5 protein-coding genes are annotated in these 13,276 nt (G+C 41.7%); 2 read left to right on the top strand and 3 right to left on the bottom strand.

Features of this window, described 5'->3' with window-relative positions; translation table 11 throughout:
* Nucleotide 1 precedes the first annotated feature (1 nt).
* Nucleotides 2-337 (top strand): type II toxin-antitoxin system RelE/ParE family toxin, encoded by a 336-nt coding sequence (locus tag DXZ20_RS30915; RefSeq protein ID WP_264315410.1) that lies wholly within the window; start codon nt 2-4, stop codon nt 335-337.
* 48 nt (nt 338-385) lie between these two features.
* On the top strand, nt 386-625 hold the full coding sequence (locus tag DXZ20_RS30910) for a hypothetical protein (RefSeq protein ID WP_163702738.1): 240 nt from the start codon (nt 386-388) through the stop codon (nt 623-625).
* Between the two features lie 318 nt (nt 626-943).
* Here DXZ20_RS30910 and DXZ20_RS30905 read toward each other — a convergent pair whose 3' ends face one another.
* The 3 genes from DXZ20_RS30905 to DXZ20_RS30895 form a co-directional block, all read right to left on the bottom strand.
* Nucleotides 944-3,724 (bottom strand): CHAT domain-containing protein, encoded by a 2,781-nt coding sequence (locus DXZ20_RS30905; RefSeq protein WP_163702737.1) that lies wholly within the window; start codon nt 3,722-3,724, stop codon nt 944-946.
* A gap of 69 nt (nt 3,725-3,793) precedes the next feature.
* Complete coding sequence (locus DXZ20_RS30900) at nt 3,794-8,260, bottom strand: two-partner secretion domain-containing protein (protein WP_163702736.1); 4,467 nt, start codon at nt 8,258-8,260, stop codon at nt 3,794-3,796.
* Between the two features lie 50 nt (nt 8,261-8,310).
* Complete coding sequence (locus DXZ20_RS30895) at nt 8,311-13,263, bottom strand: two-partner secretion domain-containing protein (protein ID WP_163702735.1); 4,953 nt, start codon at nt 13,261-13,263, stop codon at nt 8,311-8,313.
* Between the last annotated feature and the right edge of the window lie 13 nt (nt 13,264-13,276).

Below are 13,276 nucleotides of genomic sequence, written 5' to 3'. Positions count from 1 at the left end.
AGTGCCACCTATCAAAATTAAGGTCACTCGTGAATTCCAAAGGAAAGTCCGAACTCTCACCAAGAAATATCGTCGCATTCAATCAGATCTTCAACCTGTCCTAGATAAGCTGAGTAAGGGGGACGTATTAGGCGACCGCATCCAAGGAACTAAAGCCATTGTCTACAAGCTGCGGATCAAAAACAGTGATATTCAAAAAGGTAAAAGTGGTGGGTACCGATTAATTTACTGGCTTCAATTGTCTGACAGTATTGTTTTACTGGATATTTATTCAAAATCTGAACAAGACAATATGGAGGTTTCAACGATTCAAAGAATTATTGAAAATTTTGAGTAAGCAATAAACTGTTGTATTCATAATTATCATTACAGGGAGCGTATAATCATGGCAGCCCTAACAATTCAACTCTCTGATGATAAGTATGAACAGCTGAAAAAATTAACACAAGTTTTAGGTATCAGTCTTGATCAACTGATGGAAGAACTTTCAACCATCGCACTCAAGGAATTCGATACCCGTAATCGATTCAAAGCAATGGCCGCTATTGGGAATAAGCAAAAGGGTCTGAATTTGCTAGAAAAATTAGATGCCCTTCAAATCTCAAAACCCACTTTGGGAAACTGACGTTCAAGCTTTATTTATCAGTATTTTCAGCGCTTATAATCTGGCCTTACCCCAATTTTACCCCAAAAAATCAAGCTAAAATCATAGAACCCTGGGTTAGCTTGGGTTAGTCAGTTTAGCGTCTAACTGAATGTCCGCTTCTAGTTCTGATAATCAGATAGGTTGACCTCATCTATGTATATTTTTCTTGAGTATTTTTCCGAGTGGATACCCGTGTAATGGCCGATAATCTAGTTAGGCAGCAAATACTGTCAGAGGTCTATAAAAGGGATTCACGCGAATGCTAATTCCTATCGATGGTTAAACTGCTAGCTAGATTCATAACCAATTGCCAATGAGTGTATATGGTGCCCAATAATAAGGGTGCGAAAAGTCATCTGAGCCATCAGCTATTTCCAGCAGAAATCTTTGTGCACGTTGGAGTGCCTCGGCTTTAGTCAATTCCGTGTCAGTAAACTCCTGATAAAACTGCTTCATAAAAATGGCTGTTGCTCTATCACTTACTGGCCATAGCGTAGCTACAGTGCTACGAGCACCTGCCCTCAGGGCCACACCAGCTATGCCTAAAGCTGCTCGATCATCACCATCAGCAGTTTGACAGGCACTGAGTACTAGAAGTTCGATAGCTTCTTGACCTGTGAAGTCCCGGATTTGCAAAACTTCCTGTAATTCATCGATGCTGATTCGTCCATCATCACTCGCATCTTCTTGCCAAGCAAGTAGAAAAGTATCTTCTGCTTTTGATCCGAATTGACCATGAGTTGCTAGGTGGACGATCGGAAAGTGATTTTTATCAAGCTTCTTTTGAAGAGCCGTTTTTGTGAAGCCTGAATTAAATAGTTCTTGAATATTGGGTATTACCGCTTTAATAGCATCCAGTTCAAGACGGACACCTGGAAGCGCTTGATATTTTCCAATTTTTTCTGAAATACCTGCTGTTAATGCCTTTATCTCTTGACGGGGCAGTGGCTTTGGATTTAACAACTGAAGCCCAGGACTAAGTACCACACTGTATTTTTCAATTAAATACTTTTGCCCATCATGGAGAATAGCCATTGGAATATTACGCAAAGGCCCATCGAGAACAAATGTGAGGGTTGTAACATCGCTATCTTTCAAGTATCGCTCAGAGTCACGAATTATCCAATCATATAAATGTTGTGATCGTTCTAATAGCTGTTTTCTATCAGTGATTTGGCGTTCGACTGAGTCATTACTAGGATTTCTGTTTAATTTTTCTTCTGTTTCTTTTAGTAACTGATCTAGTTCTCCAGAAGAAAGAGATGTAGTGTGAAAGTGTAAGGGTTGATTTGGCACACTGGTAATAACGTTAATCTGTCCATCCAGGACAATCGCATATACTAATGCAGTATTGGGATCAACGTCATTGGTGTTAACTGTCTTTACTTCCAAACAAGCCTGCCTAAAAAAATCATCTAGTTCTGCTGTTTGTAGAGACTCAATGACATTGCGTGCTTGATCTAAATTATTGAATAGAGGTTGATTTTTGCTACTTGCTTTTGTTTGAGGTGTTTTTAGCAGCAAACTAGCTAGTTCCCTATATACAGGTTCTATATTCTCCTCAAAAGAAAACTCATCAGAGCTGATAATAGCTAAATCTTGTCGAATAGCGCTCAGAGAGTTGACCGATGCTTGATAGGCAGAAATTGAGTCTGTGGTATTTCCTTGAGCCTTATAAATACGTCCAAGTTGCCACTCCCAACGATAGGAAATTTCTAGTGCATTTAATTGATTAGATAGCTCTAATGCCTTATGTGTCAGACTTAAAGCCTCAGGCCATCGCTGTTGCAGTTCATATAACTTTCCTAAATACCCAAGCGCGTATGAATTTGAGCGCTTATCTTTAAGTAAATAAGCTTGTTCACGAACTTGTACCAGTATAGGAGCTATGGAGTTGGTTAAGCTCGGATCATCCTTTATGAGCTTGATTACAGTTTGGGCAAAATGTAATCTTGTGTACAGCTCCGAACGATTATTAGGTAATGGTAATTCATTAATTTGAGTTGCAAGCTGAGAAGCATTTTTCAAAACATTAGAAGAGCCCAACTCTATAGAGAAGCCTATAGCATCAATTCGCGCATTTATTCTCTCAGCATCAGTTACTGCTGTCATAACAGCTTGACCATATAGCTTTTGAGCTTCTAATCTACAACCTTGCAGTCGAGCAGTATTCGCCAGGCTGAGAATTGTTGCACTAATATCTGAATTGGTTAGAGAAGAAACTATCGTTTCTTTAATAGAAATACTGCGAGGAAGTCCATCACTTTGCTGTCGACAGCTGCCTATTACAAAATCTTGAGGGTTATTCACCTGACTTAGCAATTTAAGCTGAATTAGTAAGCTATCCTTTAAAGATATTTGAGAGTCGGCTAATAGCCCCATTGGACGCAAGGTATTACCAAGGCTATATAGACTTAATGCCTTGATTAAAGAATCTGGTTGGCTATCAAGATATTCTTTTGTTTCTTCTAATGTTTTATGAGAACGGCTATAAAACCCCAAGGTCCTTTGAGCTTGAGCTAAATTGATAGCACTTTGAACAATACCACTCTCTTCTTTAAGTTCAGTATATAGCTTATTTGCTCTTTGCCAGGTGTCAAGTGCTTGTCTGGCTTCTCCCTTAGCGAGGTGAATATGGCCTTGGGTGTTGAGAACTTGAGCTAGAATTCGCTGTTTATTGGCAGATGCCTGAGGTGAATAGTTATTGAGTAAATCTAGACTGATGTCAATCGACCGTTGAGCATTAGGTAGCTGGTCTAACTGTTGATAGGCTAGAGCTAGATTGCTTAGTACCATTGAGCGACTAAGCGTATCTTCTTGATCAGCAAACGCTTGTTCTGCTTGTTGCCAGATAGTTAAAGCTTCTTCCCATTGACCATCACGATAGTAATCACGTCCCTGTTGTACTAAATGCTGCAGATCCTGATTCAGAGTATTATCAGGAGCAGTTATAGCTGCCTGAACTTTGTTAGTTATTCTTAAGGTAGGAGCTTCTACCCAAGCTAAAGTTAAAGTCAAAGACAGGGTGACAAGACAAAGGCTCAGAAATTTAAAACCTATCAAGCGTTTCCTTAACATAAGAATTGCCTCTTAAGTATTAATCGTTCTAGATAGCCGAACTGTTTTTCTTACTTCCAACTTGTTCAATTACAGACTAGATAATGCATGGCCTGAACATTGAATAGATGGTTGTCGATTCTCTTCAAATGAAGTACCTGAACCCTGGGCAATAAAGATTACTTCACCATCAGAATCTGTAACCCATCCTTGAGCCTCTATAATTTGAGGTGATGGAGTAGGGATTGATTCATCCGATAAAGCATTTGCAGATGCATCCGGAGGGAGGGCATCGGGGCCTAAATCCACTAAAAGGCGGTCATTATTTGAGTTACTAGCAGGACCAGCCGGGAGTCCTCCTCGTCCAGTCACGGTAAAACTACTGTTGCCGATGGATGTAGCGGAACATCCACGTTGAATAGGAGGGGCAGGGGATGGAATTGGTAGCTCGGTTAACCCCTGGTTAGGGTCAGGTGCTAACGTTGAAATGGCAATGATACCCTGCTGACCAGCTTGAGAACTAGCGCTGAGGTCACTGCTTGAGTTGTCTCTTAGCTCATTGGTGGTAAAGTTGACTTCGCTTTGCTCTTCAAAACCAAATATTTGGTTGGTGGTGATGTCAATACGACCACCGTTACCACCATCAGCGTTAGCAATAATATCGCTATTTTCATCAGGTACTGCAACGACAAATCCAGCATCGATATCAATATTGCCAGCAGTGCCTCCGGTTGCATTAGTGGCTTCGGCATTGATGAGACTACCACGCCGGAGTAGTAAGACATCATCGATATCAAAGTTGATAATTCCTCCACCCTGCTGGGATTCGGTAGAGGCAGAAACAGTTACACCATTATCTAACACTGCACTGGGGGCAAACACATTTAGATTGCCTGCACGACCACTGTTCTCTCCTTGACTTTCAACTGCAAGGCGTCCCTCACCTTCCATTCTAAGAGGATTAGAACTCTGGACTGTTATACTTCCACCAATACCGCTGTTGGTCGTTGAAGCAGATATTTCAGTAGCATTGTTGAAAGTTAGTTGTGGCGTATTTAAGGTAATATTGCCACCTTGTCCATCGTTAATAGTGCGAGCAAAGATGCCAGTTTCTATAGGACTGATTGACTCTTGAAGTGTAATCCCTTCGCCTGCGATAATTTCAATATTGCCTGCGGTACCAGTGCTGTTAGCATTACTGTCGATGCGACTATCGCTGAATATAATTTGCCCAGGACTTTCAATAAAAACTCCACCTGCCTGCCTGCTGCCATTAGAGTCACTTTGAATCTCAACATTGTTGAAAATTAAGTTGTCAGCACCGATGATGGATGTGTCACCTGCTTGACCAAAATCATTAAGATTTAGGGTGATACTGTCATCAGTAGGATCAGTAGGATCTTCTATGGGATTAGCGATTTCTGTCTGACCACTAGTGATTAGACGAAAATCGTTGATAGCAAAATTATCACTTAAACCTGCAATATCAACACGCCCTGACTGTCCAGTACTTGAAAGCGTAGTAATTTCAAATCCTGAAATACTATCTTGAGCTTCAAGCGTTAGGGCTCCTCCAGCCCCTGCATCACCTCCTGAATTAGCCACAGATAGTGTGAGTAATCTGGCACTATTGCCGACAATCTCACCTTCTCTGGCAATAAGTGAAACATTGCCTCCATTTCCAGTCATACCTGTTTCAGAAACTGAAAATGAGAGTAAGTCATCAGATACAACATTTCTACCAGCAGCAAGGGATACCACTCCACCATTCCCCGCAGTACCCGAACCCGAAAAGGAGGATGAATTTATGGAAACGAAGTTATTAGTGTTAATATTTTGATTCGATGAGAGTCCTGTATCTATTCCCTCAGTCAAAATATCTCGACTTGCAGAGAGGGAAATATCTCCGCCATTTCCCGCAGTACCAACATTTGAAGTTGAGCTTGAATTTAAAATATTTTTAGTAACTATGTCTTCATCGGATGAAAGTATTATTTCTCCTCCATTTCCTGCATTAGTTGCGTTCATCCGAGAGCGCGAAATCGAACTTGAATTTAAAATGTGCTCAGTAGTAATCGTACCGCCAGAGATAATATTAATCTCTCCCCCACTGTTTGAAGAACCTAGCTGCGATAGTGAAACTGTGTTGAGACCAACAGAAGCCATTTCGGCTCCAAGCCTACCATCATTAAGTATACTGCCACCTGCAGTCACATCTCCTGTAGCAAAAAGTATAATTCCTCCTCCACTTCCTGCGTCACCAAAATTGGAAAAAGAGGCTGAACTCAGAAAATTTTTAGTGTTAATATCTCCATCAGCCAAGAAAAAAATTGCCCCACCATTTCCAGAGTTGCTAGAGAATGATGTTGTTGATGAAGTCGAGTCTACAGGGATATTGCTTGTTATGTCTCCACCTGCCAAGAAAGAAATTGCCCCACCATTTCCAGAATCACCGAAAGCTGAGATTGATGAGACCCCTGAAGATATACTGGCAACATCTACATTAGAATTATTAGTTATACTTCTCCCAGCTGAAAGGGTAATGGCTCCTCCATTACCTGTATTCCCGAAAACTGATGCAGTAATAGACCCTGCGCTCAAAAAGTCGTTAGTAATGATATCGCCATTAGCTAAGAGAGAAATATTACCACCATTTCCCGAGCCACCAAAAAACGATGAACTTGCGGAAGAAGTTGCATACAAAAAGCCCTGAGTAGTAATATTATTGCCAGATGAGAGATAAATTGATCCTGCATCTCTTGCACTACCTGAGGAGTTTACAGAGCCTGACTCTAAATCTCCATAAATAATAATATCGTTGATTGATTTTAATATAATATCTCCTGCATCTGCTCCATCATCTGATGACACGTCAATCCGCCCTATAACAAGATTGTCTGATGATCGATGATTGGCTAGAACAACATTTCCACCCCGATTCATAATATTATTGCCAATAAATTCACCATCATCAAAACTACCAAGGATAATATCTGAGCCAGTTGGTGAGCCTATGAGTGAAACTTCAGGAATTGAGGTGTTAATAAACGGAAGATTCGTAGTTCCTAGAAAGCTTTCTGATATTAGTTGTTCTTCCCCTGCTCGAATATCAAATGTTCCGAGATTAACAGATTGTAAAACAATGTCTTGCCCATTCAAAAGAGTCGCTACAACACTTCCTTGCTCGATCGTATCAATAGTAATATCATTTTCTGCCGTAACCTGTCCTCCAACCAAGATATACAGCGATGAGCCATCGTAGTCTTGAGTAAATTCGATATCAGAGTTAGCCCTTACTACCTGAGCATCATTGTAGGGAATCCATAAATCAGTGATGGTTCCATCTAGCTGCTCTGTTCTGAAATAGCTGCCAACCTCATAAAGGGCATTATTTGGATCAGGCCGGTTCCCCAGCAGTAAAAGAGGAGATCGCAGCACTAAATCACGTCCAGATGTCAGTCTACTATCTGGATTACTACTATCCAGGCTCTCTAAATCTTGCGTATTGATGGATTGGTCAGCTTGTATTACTAAATCAACACCGGCTGATGCAATAAAGGGATCTTCTAAACTATCTTGAATCAACACGTCATCAGTTGCTTGTAGGATTAAATTCCCTACTGTCTCTAACTGACTACCATTGAGTAGTAAATCACCATTAGCAGAAAAGAATGCAGTGCGGCCAGTAACTGACTGTACTTGTACATTTCCAGTTACTCCCTCTACTATCAACTCTCCTCCAGCAAATAGTTCACCATTGCTGGTTACTGCTCCGCCAGAGAGTGTTAGATCTTGTCCTACACTCAGATCTGCTTCACTAATAAGTGGCTGAACTCCTGCTGCACCGTACTGTAGTCCTGGAGCTACACTCATGGTCAGAAATGGTGCTAAGTCTGGATTGACTGCACTAAAAACGTTGCTATCTGGAAATATAAAACTCTCTGCTGTACTGGCTATAAATGAGCCAGTGATGTCTAGTTCTGCATCAGGGCCAAAGATAATTCCATTAGGATTAATCAAAAATAGACTAGCGGGACCATTGACACCTAATGTCCCTGATATGTCAGAGCCGTTATTTCCAGTTACCCGACCTAAAATCTGTCTAATCTGTGCCGGATTGGCAAAATAAACACGTTTTCCGTCATTGACATTAAACTCTTGAAAGCTATGAAATAAACTTGAACCACGAACAGCACCACCCTCAATGACATCAGCTGAATCTCCATTAACTGAAACATTGGGTGTGATAACTGATGCTTCAGCTCCCAGGCTATTGTCTGGTAAGATTTGTGCAAGTAAAGTATCGTCTGATTTTTTCTGTTGCGAATGGTTCGGTGTAAAACTTGGACTTGATAAACTTTCTGGAGAAGTGGATATAGCTGGGATAGATACCTCTGTTTCATCACTGAATGTAACGTCATCTAAAACTACATCAGTGTCTTGGGCTGGCATAGAAAGATTTACTGACAACGCTGCTGCCTGGGCAGTTGTCGGTAAACTACTACTTAAGATAGCTAAACCAAGGGGGATTCTGAAAGACGTTTTCTGATGAGACATGGGGCAATATCCTGAGATGTATAGGACGTGAATCTTTCAAATGTGTGCAGCTAGAGGTCGGTTACAACACTGCCTGAACACTGAATGGATGGGTGTTGGTCATTATCAAATGTTGTGTTTGGAGTATGGGCAACAAAGGTGGTCTGTCCATCGGAATCTGTAATCCATCCTTGGGCTTCCAGGATTTGAGTAGATGGCTTTGGTATTGATACATCTGATAAAGAACTGACCGATGTATCTGGTGGTAAGACATCAGGACCCAAATCAGCTAAGGGTCGCTCTATATTAAGTTCACTAGCAGGGCCAGGAGGAAGTCCACCTCGTCCAGTCACGGTAAAGCTGCTATTACCAATTGAGGCAGCAGAACAACCTTGCTGAATAGGGGGCGCAGGAGATATGAGTAGTAGTTCAGTTAACCCCTGGTTAGGGTCAGGGGCTAGCGTCGAAATGGCAATGATGCCCTGCTGGCCAGACTGGGAACTGGCGCTGAGATCGCTGCTTGTATTGTCTCTTAGTTCACTGGTGGTAAATCTAACTTCGCTTTGCTCTTCAAAACCAAATATTTGGTTAGTAGTAATATCAATACGACCACCATTGCCACCATTGGCGTTAGCAATAATGTCACTATTTTCATTGGGCACTGCAACGACAAAGCCAGCATCGATATCAATATTGCCAGCAGTACCACCTGTCGCATTGGTGGCTTCGGCATTTATGAGACTTCCACGTCGCAGTAGTAAGACATCATGAATATCAAAGGTAATAATACCTCCACCTTGTTGGGATTCGGTAGAGGCAGAAATAATCACACCATCATCTAAGACTGCACTGGGAGCAATCACATCCAAGTCACCTGAGCGGCCACTATTTGCCCCTTGGCTCTCAACAGACAGTCTTCCTGCCCCTTTAATTCTAATGGGACTAGTATTCTGAACTGTTAGATTACCACCTCGACTACTGTTGGTCGTGGCAGCAGTTATTTCAGCAGTATCACTCAAAGTGACTTGCGGTGTATTTAAGCTTATATTGCCGCCACGACCATCGCTAAGTGTGCGAGCGAAGATGCCACTATTTTCAGCCTCACTTGTTACACCTTGAATTGAAATTCCTTCGGTTGCTGTAATCTCGATATCCCCAGCAGCGCCTGAACTATTGGTGTTGCTGTTGATTTGGGCACCCTCGTTGAGAGTAATGTTTTGTCCGGTAAGGGTAATGTTACCGGCTTTGCCTGAACCTCGAGTAGAGGCAGAAATTGTCACACCATCAGAAAGAAAGAGTTGCTGAGACGTTATTGCAATATTGCCTGCTTGGCCAGGACCGATCGTTTCCACGGCTAGCTGACCAGGGCCACTGATAATAACTGATTCTGGGGCTAACACGCGTAAGCTACCACCTTGACCAGTACCAGAGGTAGACGCTGATATCTTAGCACCTGGAGCTAGGGTAACATCTAAGTCAGGGTTATTTTCATAAGGTTGGAGAGTAAGTTCTCCCCCAGGGGATTGACCTTCAGTTTCTGCAAAGATACCAACAGTGCCAGCTAAATCCATTTGATCGGCATTAAGGGTAATGCTACCGCCTCCTTCTGAATTTGTAGCGGTTGTAGTTGCGGTTGCGGTAACGCGGGCAGTTTCAGAAAGAGTAAAGTCGGGAGTATTGATGATAATATTGCCTGCTCGGCCTGCATCACTGGTAACAACCGAGATGATAGGTTCAAAATTTTGCACACCTTCACCCAAATTCACGGCACTGGAAGCGTTAACAGTAATGGTACCGCTGTTGCCTGATCCAGATGTAGAGGCACGAATTTCACCTCCATCGTTTAGTGAGAGAACATCGGTATTCAGAGTAATATTACCTGCTCTTCCTTGATTACTGGTCGCAGTTGAAATCTGGGCTGCTTGCTCAGCAATAATTTGAGGGGCCTGAATTTCAATGTTGCCAGCATCTCCTTTAGCATTGGTCTGAGCTTGTAGCTGAGTATCAGCCCCAGTGAAGCGAACCCCCCGACCTGCATCAATATTAATGTTACCTGCTTGTCCTGCATCGTTCGTACTACTGTTGATTGAACTGTTGTCAAAAATAATCCATTCTGGGCTACGGATAATAATCTCCCCTGCAGGATCGGAGCTATTAGTATTATTAAGGAAAGAACTGTTAGTAAAAGTGAGATTGCCGAGACCAGTTAAAATTGCATCACCTGACTGTCCCTGGCCACCAATGGGTATAGTAATACGTGATGTTCCTTCTGGAGGAGATGGTATTTCTATTGTCAACTGCTTACTGGCAATAATATTGGTATCGATAACATCCAAATCTTGTAGACCATCAATCTGAATGTTGCCAGATTTTGCCGATGGTGAAAAAGTTAAAATTTCTAAACCATTGATATAAGTTGCTGCCTCTAACCGAATATCTCCACCATTACCTCCCATCCCTCCCTCGGTTTGTTCTCCAAAAGAAAAAGAATAGAGACGGGCAGAGTTATTAACAGGTTGGGCTTGAATACCACCAGTTTGGGCGGACAAATAAATATCTCCGCCATTACCGGCTATGACATCTCCAGCATCCGACAGCGCCAACGAAAATGAATTAAAATTGCCAAATGAATTAAAATCAGTAGTAGAAATATTTCTGCCAGCCAATAAGGTGATATCTCCACCATTACCTCCAATAACATTATCTAACCCTGTATTAGAAGATTCATTTGGAAGATTTGAGGTTAAATACGAGTATGAACGTAAAACTCCAGTTTGAATATCACCATTGGCTTCAATAGATACATCACCTCCGTCACCTCCTTGGATGAAACCGCCTGCACCCACCCTTGACAAAGACTCCGCTTCTATATTTCCAGTTTGAATATCACCATCTGCTTTCATGTAAATATTGCCTGCATTACCTCCTTGATCGATATTGACTCTAGATTGGGTTGATAGTGATAGTAAGAATGCATTGGAAACCAATTCTCCAACTGATATATCACCAACAGCATCAACACTAATCTCTCCTCCTTCTGCACCTATCAGCGAATCTAAGTTCGAGACATCTTGCTGAACTGTTACTCTTGACAGAGTATGTAATCCATCAGGGATATTTATACTGCCTCCTGCTAAGAGGTTAATATTGCCTCCATATCCAGATGTAGACGATTTAATTATATTTTCATTCGTGACCTCTACATTCTCTGAATCACGAGGACCCAAAACCGAAAATGAGGATGCTTGTAGGTATCCAACAGGAATATTAATATTGCCTCCTGCTGAGAGAGTAATATCTCCAGCTTCTCCAACTTGAAGACTGCCCTGAGAATTTGATTCTGAACCAGCGTTTGCTCTTGAGCTTATTTTGTCTAGGGAGGTAGCAAAATCAATGTCAATATTTCCACCAGCTAAGAAGATTATATCGCCACCATTTCCTCCGATAGCATTACCCGTAGTTGATGTTGTATCTGAACCAGCGTCTATACCAGAAGCTGTTATAGGGTCGAAAGTATGGCTAATATTAATATTCCCCTTGGTTGATAAGATAATATTACCGCCATCTCCACCTATGATATCTCCTGATCCATTAGAGTTGGAGCGTGTGTTTAGAGACCCTGTTTGGATATCACCATTTCCTTGGGCAATGAGCGTAATCGCTCCTCCACCTTTTTCGATTTGGATGAAACCTAAGTTTATTCCCTTACCAGTGACAGCATTAGGGTCTACTTCATTGCCAAAACTTCCTAAACCGGTTGGTGTATTCCCTCGTACTCCTCCCCATTGATCCCAGTCAATACCACTACGGATATCGACAATCGGTTCATTGCTAGAATTGACTGTAATGGATTGTCTCCCACCTATCCCATCATCAATCTCTTGTGTGATGCTGCTGCCACTGGCCTCTCGAACACGTTCCTCTCGAATAAAAATTATATTATTTGCTGCTTCATGGGTAACTTGACCACCAGCCATTATGTAGAGTGATTGATCATCGTAGTTACTATTTAGCTGAAAATCTCCATTAGCTGTAATCACACGTTCATGAGGAATTAAGAAATCTATAGTTTCACCGCTAAGATCCTGAGTGAACAAATAACCACCTGTAGTGTACCTTGCATTACTAAGGAGCCGTTCCTCTCCTTGCAGGATAATATCTCGTCCGGATTTTAGTTGTCCTGCTAAATCTAAGCGTTGTGCTCCTAAGATCAAATTTTGTTCAACTTGCAGATTACTGTCTTCAGCAGTAGTAATCGATGTAGTGTGGTTACCGTATTGCAGTCCAGGGGTAACGCTAATACTTAGCAAAGGGGCATTCTCTGGATTTGTAGCACTAAACTCAATACCATTTCCAAATTCGATGCTTTCTGCTGTACTAGCGACAAAAGACCCTCGAATGTCTAATTCAGCATTTGGACCAAACACAATTCCGTTGGGATTTAGAAGATATAAATTGGCTGACCCATCTACACCCAGTAGACCATCGATATTGGAGACATTTTCACCCGTTATTCGACTGAGAATATTCTGAATTCCAGAATGTGTTGAAAAATAAACTCGCTGACCTGAGTTGACATTAAACTCCTGAAAACTATGAAATAAGTTGGCTCCACGAACAGCTCCTCCCTCAATTTGATCAGCTGAGTCTCCGTTAATCGCAACATTCGGGGTAACTATAGATGTTTCACTACCAAGTGTAGTATCTGGTAGGATTTGAGCAATTAATGAATTTTCTAATTCTGCGGTAGTAGATGGTTTTGATCTTGAAACGTTTTGAGAATCACTATAACTAAAACGGGGCTCTATCAATGATTCTGGGACTATTGGTAACGAAGAAACACTTTCTTCTGAAGTATTGTTTGATGCTGCATCATCTGACACCACATTGATATCATCCAAAATATTCTGATCTAAAGCAGATAATTCCATTGGCACGGTTGCACCCTGAGCAGTTACCGGCAAACTACTACCCAAAACAACTAAACCCCAGGAAATCTTTGACATACTTTTTCGAGAAGGCATGAGACAGCATCCT

This window comes from Adonisia turfae CCMR0081, from assembly GCF_011009555.1.
Classification (GTDB): Bacteria; Cyanobacteriota; Cyanobacteriia; order Phormidesmidales; family Phormidesmidaceae; genus Leptothoe; species Leptothoe turfae.
This window is presented reverse-complemented; position numbering and strand designations above follow the sequence as displayed.